The following is a 14,592-nucleotide window of genomic DNA, read 5'->3' as shown; positions in this document are numbered from 1 at the left end:
TTATGTTGGTATTTAACAAACCCCCTTATACTGGTAATGAAGAAAAATATGTTCTTCAGGCAATGCAGAGCCCCAAAATGTGTGGCGATGGCGATTTCTCAAAGCGTTGCCAGCAATGGTTTGAACAGCAGTTTCATTGTCCGAAAACACTCCTGACTCCTTCATGTACAGCCGCTCTGGAAATGGCCGCTATCCTGATTGATATTAAGCCTGGCGATGAGGTGATCATGCCAAGCTTTACTTTCGTTAGTACAGCTAATGCATTTGTGTTACGCGGTGCCAAAATAGTTTTTGTTGATATTCGTCCAGATACAATGAATATTGATGAGACCTTGATCCAAGCAGCGATCACCCCTAAAACGAAAGCCATTGTTCCGGTACATTACGCGGGCGTCAGTTGTGAGATGGATTCCATCATGGAAATTGCCAACAAGCATAACCTGTATGTGATCGAAGATGCAGCTCAAGGTGTAATGTCTACTTATAAAGGCAAGGCATTAGGTACAATTGGTCATCTATCTGCATTTAGCTTTCATGAGACCAAAAATTATACTAGTGGTGGTGAGGGAGGGCTATTGCTGATTAATGATCCCAAATTTATGGAACGCGCGGAAATAATTCGTGAAAAAGGGACTAATCGTAGTCTATTTTTCCGCGGTATGGTGGATAAATACAGCTGGGTTGATTTGGGTAGCAGTTATTTACCTTCTGATATACAAGCTGCGTATCTTTGGGGTCAGCTAGAAAAAGCTAAAGAAATAAATAGCAATCGTTTGCAAACATGGTTGAGTTACAAAGATGGATTAAAAAAATTGGCCGAAGATGGAAAAATTAAACTGCCAATAATTCCAGATGGGTGTGTTCACAATGCTCATATGTTTTATATAAAATTAGCAGATATAGATGAACGTACAGCTATGTTAGAGCATTTAAAGAAAAAAGGGATAATGGCGGTGTTTCATTACATCCCGCTCCATTCATCTATTGCAGGTAAAGAGTTTGGTTGCTTTCATGGGGAGGATAATTACACCACCAAGGAAAGTGAATGCCTGATTCGTCTTCCACTCTATTACGGTATGACTTGTTCGGAAATAGAAGTTGTCAAGATAGGTATTTATGAGTTCTTTGCATGAATATAAAAAAAATTATGGGATTTGCTATCGGTCCTATTGGCGCGGCTGCTCTTGGATTTATAACTCTTCCAATCACGACTTGGTTTTATAGCCAAGAGGATATTGGAAAGATCTCAATGCTCCAAGTTGCAGCTAGCTTCTGCGTGCTAATTTTCAGTCTGGGTCTAGATCAGTCGTATGTTCGAGAATATCATGAGTCTGAAAATAAAACGGCATTATTAAAGATGGCTGTACTCCCAGGGTTGGTGTTATTGATATTGTCAATAGCTGTGGTAATGATAACCCCTACTTTTTTTTCAGAATTACTTTTTAATCTTCCCAGTGAGCATCTTAGTATTTTAGTTGTGGTATGCATCCTGGCTGCTTTCCTATCGCGCTTCCTTTCGTTGATTTTACGTATGCAGGAAAAAGGATTTGCTTATTCAATCAGCATGATTTTGCCTAAACTGATTTTTTTATTGGTAATAGGTTTTTATTACTTAATATCGATTGGTTTTAACCTGCCAGACTTGATTCTTGCACACACTATTTCAATGCTATCAGTTACTTTAATATATGGATGGAATACGAGAACTGAGTGGCTAGGAGCACTAAAAGAAAACATTGATTTAGAAAAACTGAAGGTTATGTTGAAATTTGGAGCCCCGTTGATAGTTGGTGGTGCAACGTTTTGGGGGCTGACTGCTATGGATAAAATATTTCTAAGAAATTTATCTACATTTGAAGAGTTAGGCATTTATTCTGTTTCGGTGAGTTTTGCTGGTGCGGCTGTTATTTTTCAAAGTATCTTTTCAACGGTCTGGGCGCCAACCGTATATAAGTGGGCGGCAGAGGGAATTAATACGGAAAAGATAGATCAGGTTACAGAACATACACTTGCTATAGTTGTGTTCTGTTTCATATTTATTGGTTTATTTTCTTGGGCGGTAACATACATATTGCCTGCTGAATATTCGCGCATTCAATACATCATTTCTGCCTGTATGGCCTATCCACTTTTTTACACACTATCAGAAACTACGGTCGTCGGATTAGGTGTCACTCGGAAGAGTAATTATGCAATGCTCTCTGCTATTGTGGCTGCGTTAATTAATCTGGTTGGTAATTACTTGTTAGTGCCAGAGTATGGTGCTACCGGTGCAGCGGTATCTACTGCATTATCTTTTTGGTTTTTCTTGTTTTTACGGACAGAGAGTTCGTGTGTTGCTTGGCGGAAGCTAAAAAGAACCAAGATGTATTGTATGACTTTGAGTTGCTTATTCTTATCGATAGTGAGCGCATTTCTTGGTGATTTGATATATCAATATCTCGTGATTACATGGTCTATATTAGGTATTTTTAGTATCTTCATATTTAAACGGTCATTAATGGCAGCAGTGAATTTTATATTTCCATAGCGAAGCATATTCATCTGTTATGATGAGGTTTTAGTTTTTTCTTGTTTCTATATGTATTTCACAGAGATAACATCAATGAGGTACTGTTCTTGTTCTGGCTTTATAGTGTGGATTATGTGTTCTATTATGTCTTTAGGACTTATGTTCTATTTTCCTGGTAGACCACTAGAGTTCATGTTCATATATATGTCATTTATATCTGTTTTGTTTTTTTTAATAACAAATAAAGATATATTTGAACCATTTTACTTGTTTTCTCTTTACTATCTATCTCTCATTGCTTCCTCTTTTATTTTGAGACTGTATGGGTTTGAGAATAATAACTTCATGTCCACTGTCTATTTTTACAATGATGTGGATGATTTGTATTTTATTGGGGTCGTTTCAGTATTTATATCTTATCTGTCAGCCTGGGCTGGTTATTCTATTTTTAATAGTAAAAATGAAATGCCTAAACCTATAGAAGTAAAAGCTATAGGGTCAAATTATGTATTCTTTATCGCTGTGGCATTTTATGCTATTGGAGTGTGTAACTTCGTTTTGAATATAGTGATACTATACGATGGAGATCTTCTTGCATACTATAAGAACATATCAATGCGTGCTTATGATTTTCAAAAATCAGTTACCACACTGGGCTATCAGTTTATGTATGTAGGGACCTACATACTTTTCATTTCCTCTCTACAGAAGAATAAAACAAGTGTGTTGGTCTTTTTGGCAATCATAATCTCATTCTTAATCTCTATATCTAACGGTAGAATCTCTCAATCTATTTTCTATATGGCAACATTTTTTATAATAAATTACTACTATAATGGAAAATCAAAACTTAATAGAAAATATGTACTCTTTGGTGCTATTGGTGTGCTGGTTGGAATATCCATGTACATTGTTAGGTTTGCCAGTAGTTTGTATGTCAATGCGGTGAATGACGACTTCTTGCTGTCTGAATTTATCAATAATGCAATCAATGTGGACTTTTTAATTGGTGCCCTGTTTGAAAGAGGAAATTTACCTAATTTCCCAGTTTTTCTGAAAGTCATTGATTCTTGGTCCAAGGATATCGGCCATATGTATGGGGTGACAATATTGCATCCTCTATTTAGTTTTATTAGTCCAAATGTTTTTGGCTTGGTTGAAATGCCAGCGAACTTGGCAAAGGAACAGTGGTATCTACATTTACCAACGGGCAGTTTGCCGGTAACTGGGCTAGGTGAAATGTTTGTAAATTTTTCATATGCCGGTTTTATATTTGGTATGTTTTTATTCGGTGCATTGGGTGCATTTATCAGAAATCTAACTATTAAATCAAGAAGCGGCATCTTCTTGATATTTTATGCAAAGTTTTCAATTGGATTTTACATGCTCTATCCAAAAGGAGAGCTAAATAATCTGTCTCTTTTTTGGATGTTATTTGCAAGCCTGGTTATATATATAATTATTAATTTAAAGTCGCTGCTAAGCTCTAGGCATCCTCATAGTTGATTCGATCTCTCAGGGTAAATTATCACTAATTTTTGAATGTAAAATTAACTAAAGTTGGAATGATATATGAAACGTATCCTTACGATTATTGGTGCTAGACCTCAGTTTATCAAAGCAAGTGTTGTCTCCAAAGCTATTAAAGAAAGTAATACACTGAGCGAAATCGTATTACATACTGGTCAGCACTTTGATGCAAATATGTCAGATGTATTTTTTGAACAACTAGGTATTCCACGCCCGGATATTCAGTTAAATATTCATGGTGGTAGTCATGGTGAAATGACTGGGCGTATGCTGATTGAAATTGAAAAAGCTTTATTGAGCTATAAACCTGATATGGTGATGGTGTATGGCGATACAAATTCAACCTTGGCGGGCGCCTTGGCTGCTGCAAAATTACATATTCCAGTGGTGCATATTGAGGCGGGACTACGTAGTTTTAATATGAAAATGCCTGAAGAGATAAACCGTATTCTTACTGATCAAATCAGTGACTGGCTTTTCTGCCCTACGGAGACTGCGGTGACAAATCTCACGAGGGAAGGTTTTTCAGATAAACCGGTCAAAATGATGCAGGTCGGCGATGTAATGCAAGATGCGGCACTGCTATTCGCTAAAAATGCTATTGCTCCCGTGGCAGTACTACCAGAAAAGTATGTTCTTGCGACGTTACACCGTGCTGAGAATACTGATGACCCCCAGCGCCTTGCTGCGATTGTGCTGGCATTAAACGAATTACATAAAAATGTTTCTCCAATAGTTCTGCCTCTGCATCCACGGACTCGTAAATTGATTGCTCAGCTTGGCCTGCAGCTAAATGTTAAAGTGATCGATCCTGTTGGGTATTTTGAAATGCTCTGGTTGTTAGATCATTGCCAGTTGGTATTAACGGATAGCGGTGGGGTGCAAAAAGAGGCATTCTTTTTTGGAAAAGCCTGTGTCACTATGCGTGATCAAACCGAGTGGGTAGAGCTTGTTGAGATTGGCGCGAATGAACTTGTCGGTGCTAATACAGATATAATAATCGATGCTGTAAAGAGAAATATTAACCGTAAAGTGAGCGATCCGGATAAATTATATGGCGGTGGTATTGCTGCTATAAAAATAATTGAGCAGCTAAGTTAACAAATATTGCAATAGTTTTCTTAAAAACCCACTCTAGAATAGATATAAATTAATTTAGGTATGATATGAAGCATATTGTTCACATGACATCTGTTCATCAGCGATATGATGTCAGAATTTTTCTAAAAGAGTGTACGTCTTTAGCTGAAGCTGGCTATAAAGTAACGCTCATTGTAGCGGATGGTCTTGGTGATGAAGTTAAAAATAACGTCAATATTATTGATGTTGGGGGTAAGCAACAACATGGCCGGATTTGGCGCATGTTGAACTCTACAAAGCTTATATATAAAGCCGCTGTTGATTGTAATGCCGATGCTTATCATTTTCATGATCCAGAGTTAATCCCTATTGCTTTAAAAATTAAAAATTCAGGCAAGGTTGTTTTCTTTGACTCTCATGAGAACTTTGCTGATGATATAAAGGATAAGCCATATCTTCATCCACTTATCAGTGGCGCCGTATCTTGGGCATATAGACGTTATGAAAAGTACGCCGTTAATAACTTCGATGGTGTTATAGCAGCCACACCATCTATTCGGGATTACTTTAGAGGGATGCAAGTTAACTCTATTGATATAAATAACTATCCATTTCAAGAGGAGTTTTGTTTTGATTCATCCCAAGAGGATATCGATTATAAGTATGATGTGGCATATATAGGCGCTATTTCTAGAATTAGAGGCGTTTATGAATTAGTTGATTCCTTATCTTATTCTACCAAGTACTCAATGGTAATGGCTGGCTCTGTCAATGAGCCTAATTTTATGACACTCCTTGAGTCATCACCAGGATGGCGTCAGGTTGATTTTAAAGGACAAGTGAGTCGCCAAGAGATAAAAGAGATTCTTTCAACATCAAAGGTTGGCGTTGTTACATTTCTACCTGCTCCAAATCATATTGAGTCACAGCCCAATAAAATGTTTGAGTATATGAGTGCTGGATTACCCATCGTAGGCTCTCATTTTCCTTTGTGGAAAATAATTATTGAAGGGAATGAGTGTGGTATCTGTGTTGATCCATCCTCACCCAAAAGCATCTATGATGCTATTGATTTTATTTTATCCAATCCAGAAAAGGCCAAGGTTATGGGGGAGAATGGTCGAAGAGCGATCATTGCAAAATATAATTGGTCTGCGGAATCAAAGAAATTAATTGACATTTATAATTCTCTGACGTGGTAATAAAATGCAATTTCACCCGTTGATTACTGTTGTTATTCCTTCATATAATCACGCGCACTATATTGAAAAAGCAATCAATAGTGTCTTTTCTCAAACATATAAAAACCTAGAAATAATAGTAGTGGATGATGGTTCTAGTGATACCTCCGTTGAATTAATTAAGAAGCTTTCATCAGAGGTTGGATTTACTTTTATTGAGCAGTCTAATGCCGGGATATCAAAGACTCTGAATAAGGCTATCCGGGACTATTCCAATGGGGAGTATATATGTATCTTGGCATCAGATGACTATTTTCATCCAGAAAAAATAGAAAAACAGATAAAAGCAATTGCACAGCATCCAAGCTCCGAGTTTTGTTATACCAAGGCGAGAGAGTTTGACTCTGAAAGTGGGGCGGCTATACGCGAGTTTCCTAAAAAAATTATTCAGGGTAAAGTTCTTGGAAGTGTTTTTTTTCATCAGCCTTATGCTGCCGGAACAATCATGTTTACTCGGTCGCTATTTGATCGGGTGGGTGGTTTTGATGAGGGATTGAAAATAGAGGACTGGGACTTTTCTATCCGATGCGCAGCTGAAACTAGCTTTAGCGTTGTGGATGAACCTCTGTTTTTTTATCGTTCACATCAGAATAATACGATTAAAAAATTGGATAGACGTATTGTTTTTAAAAATAAAATGCAAACATTAACCAAAAATTATATGCTTATATCCCCTTCTCGTTGGATATGGATTGTTATTGTTCACTTTGTTTTTGATCACTATTTGTTTAACTTTAAAAGAGCTATTCAGTCTATAATGAAAAAGTAATATTGATGTATTTTTGATACAGTTGGGGTAGTCTTATGAGTTTAATAAAAACTATTGATTTTGATATTCTTGGTGATGCGAGAGGATCCCTGGTTAGCTTAGAAGGCAGTAAGAATATCCCTTTTGACATTAGGCGAGTGTACTACATATTTGGTACGCAAAAGGATGTGGCACGAGGTTTTCATGCACACAAGCAACTGAAGCAGGTTGCTGTTTGTGTTAAAGGTAATTGCCGTTTTATATTAGATGATGGGCATCATAGGGTGTCTGTATTGCTAGAGTCACCCAGTAAAGGATTGTATATAGATGGAGTGACTTGGCGAGAAATGCATGATTTCAGTGAAGACTGCGTGCTAATGGTCCTTGCTAGTGAAAATTATGATGAAAGTGACTATATTCGGGATTATCAGGAATTTTTAGAGGTTACTCGCAATGTTTCTTCATCCCCTCAGTGATGTGCAAACGTCTGATATCGGTAAAGATACTCGAGTTTGGCAATTCTCGGTTATTTTAAAACAGGCTAAAATTGGTTCGGATTGTAATATCTGTGCACATACTTTGATCGAAAACGATGTCATTATTGGAAGTCGTGTTACGGTAAAGTCAGGTGTTTATCTTTGGGATGGTATAACTGTCGAAGATGATGTTTTCATCGGGCCTTGTGCAGCATTCACCAATGACAAACATCCTCGTTCAAAAATATATCCTGACTGCTTCTTGAGAACTGTATTAAAAAAAGGCTGTTCTATCGGTGCCAATGCGACGATATTACCTGGTATTATATTGGGTGAGTACTGTATGGTTGGCGCTGGTGCCGTAGTTACAAAAGACGTCCCTCCTTATGCTGTGGTCATAGGGAATCCGGCAAAAATAGTAAAGTTTGTGAATGAAGATTAAAATTCCCAATTAATTATCTGGCAATCCGGTGATGACAATGATTCCCTTTCTTGATCTAAAATCCATCAATGCACGATATCAAACTGAATTAAAGATTGCATGTGCTCGCGTTATCGATTCTGGTTGGTATGTCATGGGCAATGAGCTAGCCCAGTTTGAAAGCGAATTTGCGACCTTTTGTGGCACCAAGCATGCCATTGGTGTGGCCAATGGATTGGATGCATTGATTCTTACGCTAAGGGCCTGGAAAGAGCTCGGTATGTTGCATGCAGGTGATGAGGTTATTGTGCCGGCCAATACTTATATTGCGTCGATTCTGGCGATTACCGAAAATGACTTGGTTCCGGTATTGGTTGAACCTGACCCCTCTACTTATAACTTTGACCCTGCAACCGTGAGTGCTGCCATCAGTCACAAAACAAAGGCCATGCTGCCAGTTCATCTCTACGGTCAGCTTTCACCTATGCCGGAGTTAATGGCTATTGCCAAAAAATTCAACCTGTTGGTATTAGAAGATTGCGCGCAAGCGCATGGTGCCGAGCTTAACGGCAAGCGTGCTGGTAACTGGGGTGATGCTGCTGGTTTCAGCTTTTACCCAGGTAAGAATTTGGGGGCGTTGGGTGATGCGGGTGCAATCACCACTAATAATGATGAGTTAGCGCAGACTCTGAAAGCATTACGTAACTACGGTTCCCACCGTAAATATGAGAATTTATATGAAGGTGTCAACAGTCGCCTGGATGAGATTCAAGCTGCGATGCTGCGGGTTAAACTGCAGTATCTTGAAACTGATACTGCTCGTCGTCAGCAGATAGCTGCTCGTTATTTATCAGAAATAAATAATGAAGCCATTTATCTTCCACACCTGACAGAAACCAAGGCGCATGTATGGCATCTTTTTGTCATTCGTAGTGAAAATAGAACTACACTGCAGTCATATCTAACAGAACAGGGTATTCAGACTCTTATCCACTATCCAATCCCTCCCCATAAGCAGCAAGCATACTCTGAGTGGAGTAAGCTCTCATTGCCTCTAACCGAAGAAATTCATGAGCAGGTACTCTCGCTGCCTTTAGATCCAACAATGTCAGAAGAGGCCATCAGCAAGGTCATTTCAGTAATTAATGAATTTAAATAGCCCATCTAATGGGGATTATAAATAGCCAGAGGGCGTCTATGAGCAAGGTGATTTTAACCGGTTCCAATGGCTTTGTCGGTCGTGCGCTGTTAGGCCAGTTATTGGCCAAAAGTCATCGGGTGACGGCACTGGTTAGAAATGATAATTATGTCCCTGTGGGTAGTGAACAAGTCATATTCGGAGAGCTGTCAGCATTGTCAGTTGACACTGCAGCATTTGAACATGTTGATGTCATTATCCATTGTGCGGCAAGGGCCCATATTTTAAAAGATGACCAGCAAGATCCGCTCGCTGCTTTTAGGCAAGTTAACGTCGATGGTACCTTGGGTCTTGCAAAAATGGCAGCGACCAATGGGGTAAAGAGGTTCATATTCATCAGTTCGATAGGAGTTAATGGAAATTTAACACAGTCCCCTTTTACCATCGAGGATCAACCGGCCCCTTGGGATGATTACTCTCGCTCCAAGCTGGAGGCCGAAGAGGGGTTGAAGGCTCTCTGTTCAGCCACTGGCATGGAGTATGTGATACTCCGCCCTCCATTGGTTTATGGTGCTAATGCACCAGGGAACTTTGGCAAATTGGTAAAGGCAATAATGAAAGGCTTACCTCTACCCCTGGGAGCCATTCACAATCAGCGGAGTCTGGTTGCGTTGGATAACCTGATTGATTTGATAATGAATTGTCTCGAGCACCCCAAGGCTGCAAACCAAATATTTTTGGTTAGCGATGATCAGGATGTGTCGACAACTGAGTTGTTGCAAAAGGTCGCCCATGCCTTTGGTAAGAAAACAAAACTGCTGCCAATACCTATGAGCTGGATCCAGAGAGTGGCAAGTCTGCTAGGTAAAAAGGCGGTGGCGGATAGGCTATGTGGTTCATTGCAAGTGGATATTACCCACACCAAGGAGATGCTTGGATGGAAGCCACCGGTGACGATGGATCAGCAATTGGCTAAGATAGCCGCCTCAATGCAATCATCAGTACGGGATGTATAGAATATGACCACGTTTCTCATTCGCACACTTGACATTATTTTTTCTCTATTAGGATTGATGTGTGCATCACCAGTGATCTTGGTGCTGATTTTGATCGGTTTATTTGAAACAGGCTCACCGATTTTTTGTCAAGTTAGGGTCGGACGACATAAAAAACCTTTCACTCTCGTTAAACTACGTACCATGAAAGTAGGTACGGCTTCCGTTGCCAGCCATTTAGCCAGTGCGTCAGCCATTACCCCTTTTGGCAATTTCTTACGTAAAAGTAAACTTGATGAGCTCCCACAACTTTGGAATGTTTTGAAAGGCGAAATGAGCTTGGTAGGGCCGCGTCCCTGTCTGTTTAATCAGGAGGTGCTGATTTCTGAGCGTGAAAAGCACAACGTATTTGACGTTAGGCCAGGGATTACCGGTTTGGCTCAGGTTAATTCTATTGATATGTCAACCCCTCAGTTGCTGGCGGAAACAGATGCAAAGATGATTGAGTCTTTAACTCTGAAAAGTTATTTTACATATATTCTGCAAACAGTAACTGGTAAAGGGAGCGGTGATCGAGTGAAACACTGACTATTACTTTATGGTTGTCCCTCATGATTTCTGCATGGATATTATTATATGCTGACATTTTTTCTAGGATTATCTCGGCCATTCAAGCGCATTATTTCTGTTATTATAGATGCGGTTTTGCTTAGTATTGCTTTTTGGGGAGGGTATTGGGTAAGATTGGATACGGCAATGCCCGTTAAAAGTCTCCTGCACTGGGAGCTTTTGGCCATTCTCGTGCCCTTCACTGTTTTTGTTTTCGTCAAACTGGGTCTCTACCGTGCCGTATTGCGCTATGTCGGATTTAAAGTCTTATGGACTGTAGCGTTGGGTGTTTTTTGTTCAACCATATCTCTGGTCATGTTGGCATTTTTTATGGAAGTGGCCTTGCCAAGAACTGTATCTGTTATTTATTTTGCCTTTGCAGTACTGCTTGTTGGTAGTGTCAGATTATTTTTCAGAATGTTGGTGAATCAGGGTAAGCATAATCGTACACCTGTATTGATATATGGTGCTGGTTCATCAGGTCGTCAGTTACAGTTGGCCCTCAATCAGGGGCACGAGTTTTTTCCGATTGCGTTTGTAGATGACGATCCCGCGATTCGTAAAGCCGTGATCCAAGGCATAAATGTTTATAGCCCAGACTTGATTGGTGATTTGGTTTCTCGCTTTGACATCAAGAAAATTTTGTTGGCAATGCCCAGCGCGTCACGAGCTGTACGCCAAGATGTTATTCATCGTCTGGAACATTTCCCCTGTGAGGTACTATCCATTCCAGGAATGGTTGATCTTGTTGATGGCAAAGCACATATCGACGAATTGAAGGAAGTATCTATTGAGGATTTATTAGGTCGAGATGCTGTCAATCCTATACCTGAGTTAATGAACGCCAACATTAATGGCAAGCGTGTTATGGTCACAGGTGCCGGTGGATCTATTGGTTCTGAACTTTGTCGTCAAATACTTCGTTGTAAACCAGAAAAGCTAATATTATTTGAGCTCTCCGAATATGGTTTGTATGTCATCGATAAGGAGTTAAATGAGCTCTGTCGTATGGAGAGTATAGAAGTTGAAGTCATTCCATTGCTTGGATCTGTGCAGCGTCAACATCGTCTTAAAGCTGTGATGAGTAATTTTAATATTCAAACAGTTTATCATGCCGCGGCTTATAAACATGTTCCCTTGGTCGAATATAATGTTGTTGAAGGTGTTCGCAACAACGTTTTTGGTACATTGTATTGTGCACAAGCTGCAATAGAATCTGGTGTCGATACGTTCGTCTTGATTTCAACGGATAAGGCTGTTCGTCCAACTAATACCATGGGGGCAAGCAAGCGCTTGGCTGAATTGGTCTTGCAGGCGTTGGCTGCAGAGCAAAGCCATACTCGCTTTTGTATGGTTCGTTTTGGTAATGTGTTGGGATCTTCAGGGTCTGTCGTGCCATTATTCCGTCAGCAGATCAGAGATGGGGGGCCACTTACTGTCACGCATCCCGATATTATTCGTTATTTTATGACTATTCCCGAAGCATCTCAGTTAGTTATCCAGGCAGGTGCCATGGGCATGGGGGGCGATGTTTTTGTGCTTGATATGGGTAAACCGGTAAAGATTCTGGATCTTGCACATAGGATGATCAGACTAAGCGGGCTGGACTTTAAGAGTGAGCTGAACCCTGATGGCGATATTGAGGTTAAAATAACTGGTTTACGACCTGGTGAGAAATTATATGAAGAGTTATTGATTGGTGAGCAGGTAGAAGGCACTGAACATCCAAGAATTATGAAGGCTACCGAGCAAATGTTGGTCTGGTCAGAACTTCGTGCATTTCTGGTCGAGTTAGACGCGGCTTGCCATGGCTTTGATCATGAGAAAATTAGACAATTACTCTTGAGTATTCCTGCGGGCTTCACTCCGACAGATGGTATATGTGATTTAGTTTGGAAAGCCAGAGTGGCCAGGCAAGGAACACCAGTATTACCAGCTGTTACTGACATTGATTTTTTGACATCAGAGGCTGACTTGCCAATACATTGATAAGAGCCATTTTTTATACAGGAAAGCAAGACATTTAACACTCACTGGCTTTTAAGTTGGTTGAGCTTGAGTTATCAGATTGGTGGTAAATGACAGGAAATTCTTTGTCACTCTTGCTGAAGATCTGAACCTTGTCATGGTCAGGTAGATATTAATTTCGACCCGGCTCTACGATGGGCAGGGAACAATAATGAGTTTTTATATGCAATACCGTGCTACTGATATAGCTGATGTGATGATCCTCACGCCACAAATATACTGTGACCATCGTGGCGAATTCATGGAGTGTTTTCGTCAGAGTGAATTTGAGCTGCATTGTGGGGCGTACGATTTTGTACAAGACAATTTGAGCCGTTCCTGTGGGGGAGCCTTGCGAGGGTTACATTATCAGCAACGTCATCCACAGGGGAAGTTGGTACAGGCAATAACGGGCACCATTTTCGATGTTGCAGTAGATATCAGGGTTGGCTCTCCTACTTATGGCGCTTGGGTGGGGCATATATTGAGTGCCGAACAAGGGGAGTTGATGTGGATCCCCCCCGGTTTTGCCCATGGTTTCTATGTGATGAGCGAGATGGCAGATGTTTTTTACAAGTGTACCGATTATTATCAGCCTGGTGATGAGCATTGCATCCGCTGGGATTCTTCCTCATTGGCAATAAATTGGCCACTGTCGGATAAGTACCCTCTGTCTTTGTCTGATAAGGATCGTCAGGCGGCAGAGTTAGTCATCATGATGTGAGCTTGGATAAGACACCAGATCTTTTGAGTTTTAATGGATAAGAGATAACACATGAAAGAAAAAACGCCAGATGTGCCAGCACAGTGGGTGCCACCCACTGGCTCTGATGAGATTGATCTGCGTGAGTTGGTCTTGGTGTTGTGGAGCCAGAAGCTGTTGATCCTCTTGGTCGCAGGTGTGTTCTCCATCGCCGGGATTGCCTATGCACTATTGGCCCCGCAGACTTGGTCAGCCAATGCAGTCATACAACCGCCTCAGAAAAGTGATCTGCTCCCCATGTTGCGGGTTGCGAGCCCGGCTAAATTGCTCGGGATAACCGATTTTCCCGATAGCAAAACCATCTATGATGAGTTTGTTCGCGAGTTTAATACATATGAAAATCGCCGCGATTTTTTGAAAGGTAGCCCATTTTTTAAAGAGCATGTCCAAGGTGCCAAGCTGGATGAGCGAGGTCAGCGTCTATGGATCCGCGAATGGTCCAAGTTTATTACCGCCAACACTGTCGATAAAAATCGGGACAAGCCTGACGTCACACTATCTACCAGTGCGGATAGTGCAGGTCAGGCATTGACCATGCTGGAATCCTACATCCAGTTCATCATTGCAAAGCAACAGCAACGTTTGATCAGTGAACTGACAGAGCAACAGTCTATGCAACTTGATACCTTGATGACGAACTTGAGATTAACCAAGGAAGATGCCGAGCGTTCTTTGAAGAATGAGATCGAGAATATAGTGTTGACAATTTCCGTAGCTACTGCCGCCGGAGTTGAACGACCCCTCGAAAATTACAACAACGGCGAACGTTTCTCGATCACTCTGGGTACCAAAGGGCTGGAAGCAAAACTGAAAGTACTCAAGGCTATCGACTTGAGTCTTTATCAGCCGAAACTTGCGGATCTGCAGGCACAGATAGATCGTCTCAAGCAAGTGAAGCTTGATGACATCAGCTTCAGACCCTTCTCGTATCTTGATGCGCCGGAAGAGCCTCTGAGTCGCGACAAACCCAAGCGCGCCATGATAGTTGTGTTGGCTACCCTGCTCGGTGGCATGCTGGGCATCGGCATCGTGCTGGTACGCCATGCTTTCCGTCGGCCTGAACAGGCATAAT

The 14,592-nt window shown here is 40.8% G+C and carries 14 protein-coding genes; all 14 read left to right on the top strand.

Features of this window, described 5'->3' with window-relative positions; all coding sequences use genetic code 11:
- The first annotated feature begins 2 nt into the window (after positions 1-2).
- The 14 genes from rffA (at position 3) to GWQ29_RS00820 (ending at position 14,591) form a co-directional block, all read left to right on the top strand.
- A complete protein-coding gene (gene rffA, locus GWQ29_RS00885) occupies positions 3-1,133 on the top strand; it encodes a dTDP-4-amino-4,6-dideoxygalactose transaminase (RefSeq protein WP_275918554.1) in 1,131 nt (376 codons plus the stop codon).
- A complete protein-coding gene (locus GWQ29_RS00880) occupies positions 1,130-2,530 on the top strand; it encodes an oligosaccharide flippase family protein (protein ID WP_275918553.1) in 1,401 nt (466 codons plus the stop codon). The genes rffA and GWQ29_RS00880 overlap by 4 nt, the downstream gene beginning before the upstream one ends.
- A 51-nt stretch (positions 2,531-2,581) precedes the next feature.
- The gene (locus tag GWQ29_RS00875) at positions 2,582-4,018 is read left to right on the top strand and encodes an O-antigen polymerase (protein WP_345893266.1); all 1,437 of its coding nucleotides are present in this window, start codon (positions 2,582-2,584) and stop codon (positions 4,016-4,018) included.
- Positions 4,019-4,084: 66 nt separating this feature from the next.
- Entirely contained in the window at positions 4,085-5,143 is a 1,059-nt protein-coding gene (gene wecB, locus GWQ29_RS00870; RefSeq protein ID WP_275918551.1) for a UDP-N-acetylglucosamine 2-epimerase (non-hydrolyzing), read from the top strand.
- Positions 5,144-5,208: 65 nt separating this feature from the next.
- The gene (locus GWQ29_RS00865) at positions 5,209-6,324 is read left to right on the top strand and encodes a glycosyltransferase family 4 protein (protein ID WP_275918550.1); all 1,116 of its coding nucleotides are present in this window, start codon (positions 5,209-5,211) and stop codon (positions 6,322-6,324) included.
- A gap of 4 nt (positions 6,325-6,328) precedes the next feature.
- Complete coding sequence (locus GWQ29_RS00860) at positions 6,329-7,132, top strand: glycosyltransferase (RefSeq protein ID WP_275918549.1); 804 nt, start codon at positions 6,329-6,331, stop codon at positions 7,130-7,132.
- 35 nt (positions 7,133-7,167) lie between these two features.
- Entirely contained in the window at positions 7,168-7,587 is a 420-nt protein-coding gene (locus GWQ29_RS00855) for an FdtA/QdtA family cupin domain-containing protein (protein WP_265421189.1), read from the top strand.
- Positions 7,565-8,029 carry an acyltransferase gene (locus GWQ29_RS00850; RefSeq protein ID WP_275918548.1) on the top strand — a complete coding sequence of 155 codons (465 nt, stop codon included), beginning with the start codon at positions 7,565-7,567 and terminating at the stop codon, positions 8,027-8,029. Before GWQ29_RS00855 ends, GWQ29_RS00850 begins: the two co-directional genes overlap by 23 nt.
- A 31-nt stretch (positions 8,030-8,060) precedes the next feature.
- A complete protein-coding gene (locus GWQ29_RS00845; RefSeq protein ID WP_275918547.1) occupies positions 8,061-9,167 on the top strand; it encodes a DegT/DnrJ/EryC1/StrS family aminotransferase in 1,107 nt (368 codons plus the stop codon).
- A 38-nt stretch (positions 9,168-9,205) separates the two neighbouring features.
- Positions 9,206-10,162: an SDR family oxidoreductase gene (locus GWQ29_RS00840; RefSeq protein ID WP_265421192.1), complete on the top strand. Its 957-nt coding sequence runs from the start codon at positions 9,206-9,208 to the stop codon at positions 10,160-10,162.
- A gap of 3 nt (positions 10,163-10,165) precedes the next feature.
- Positions 10,166-10,729, top strand: a complete 564-nt coding sequence (locus GWQ29_RS00835) for a sugar transferase (protein WP_275918546.1) — start codon at positions 10,166-10,168, stop codon at positions 10,727-10,729.
- 48 nt (positions 10,730-10,777) lie between these two features.
- Positions 10,778-12,739, top strand: coding sequence for a nucleoside-diphosphate sugar epimerase/dehydratase (locus tag GWQ29_RS00830; protein WP_275918545.1), 1,962 nt, complete (start codon positions 10,778-10,780; stop codon positions 12,737-12,739).
- A gap of 190 nt (positions 12,740-12,929) precedes the next feature.
- Entirely contained in the window at positions 12,930-13,481 is a 552-nt protein-coding gene (gene rfbC, locus GWQ29_RS00825; protein ID WP_275918544.1) for a dTDP-4-dehydrorhamnose 3,5-epimerase, read from the top strand.
- Positions 13,482-13,532: 51 nt separating this feature from the next.
- On the top strand, positions 13,533-14,591 hold the full coding sequence (locus GWQ29_RS00820) for a Wzz/FepE/Etk N-terminal domain-containing protein (RefSeq protein ID WP_275918543.1): 1,059 nt from the start codon (positions 13,533-13,535) through the stop codon (positions 14,589-14,591).
- The last annotated feature ends 1 nt before the right edge of the window (position 14,592 follow it).

Source organism: Aeromonas sp. 2HA2 (assembly GCF_029237345.1).
GTDB lineage: Bacteria > Pseudomonadota > Gammaproteobacteria > Enterobacterales > Aeromonadaceae > Aeromonas > Aeromonas salmonicida.
This window is presented reverse-complemented; position numbering and strand designations above follow the sequence as displayed.

What these genes read in the sequence shown, in the direction of transcription:
- rffA (WP_275918554.1), top strand. Translation starts at nt 3, where the DNA reads ATGTTGGTATTTAACAAACCCCCTTATACTGGTAATGAAGAAAAATAT.
- GWQ29_RS00880 (WP_275918553.1), top strand. Translation starts at nt 1,130, where the DNA reads ATGAATATAAAAAAAATTATGGGATTTGCTATCGGTCCTATTGGCGCG.
- GWQ29_RS00875 (WP_345893266.1), top strand. Translation starts at nt 2,582, where the DNA reads ATGTATTTCACAGAGATAACATCAATGAGGTACTGTTCTTGTTCTGGC.
- wecB (WP_275918551.1), top strand. Translation starts at nt 4,085, where the DNA reads ATGAAACGTATCCTTACGATTATTGGTGCTAGACCTCAGTTTATCAAA.
- GWQ29_RS00865 (WP_275918550.1), top strand. Translation starts at nt 5,209, where the DNA reads ATGAAGCATATTGTTCACATGACATCTGTTCATCAGCGATATGATGTC.
- GWQ29_RS00860 (WP_275918549.1), top strand. Translation starts at nt 6,329, where the DNA reads ATGCAATTTCACCCGTTGATTACTGTTGTTATTCCTTCATATAATCAC.
- GWQ29_RS00855 (WP_265421189.1), top strand. Translation starts at nt 7,168, where the DNA reads ATGAGTTTAATAAAAACTATTGATTTTGATATTCTTGGTGATGCGAGA.
- GWQ29_RS00850 (WP_275918548.1), top strand. Translation starts at nt 7,565, where the DNA reads ATGTTTCTTCATCCCCTCAGTGATGTGCAAACGTCTGATATCGGTAAA.
- GWQ29_RS00845 (WP_275918547.1), top strand. Translation starts at nt 8,061, where the DNA reads ATGACAATGATTCCCTTTCTTGATCTAAAATCCATCAATGCACGATAT.
- GWQ29_RS00840 (WP_265421192.1), top strand. Translation starts at nt 9,206, where the DNA reads ATGAGCAAGGTGATTTTAACCGGTTCCAATGGCTTTGTCGGTCGTGCG.
- GWQ29_RS00835 (WP_275918546.1), top strand. Translation starts at nt 10,166, where the DNA reads ATGACCACGTTTCTCATTCGCACACTTGACATTATTTTTTCTCTATTA.
- GWQ29_RS00830 (WP_275918545.1), top strand. Translation starts at nt 10,778, where the DNA reads ATGCTGACATTTTTTCTAGGATTATCTCGGCCATTCAAGCGCATTATT.
- rfbC (WP_275918544.1), top strand. Translation starts at nt 12,930, where the DNA reads ATGAGTTTTTATATGCAATACCGTGCTACTGATATAGCTGATGTGATG.
- GWQ29_RS00820 (WP_275918543.1), top strand. Translation starts at nt 13,533, where the DNA reads ATGAAAGAAAAAACGCCAGATGTGCCAGCACAGTGGGTGCCACCCACT.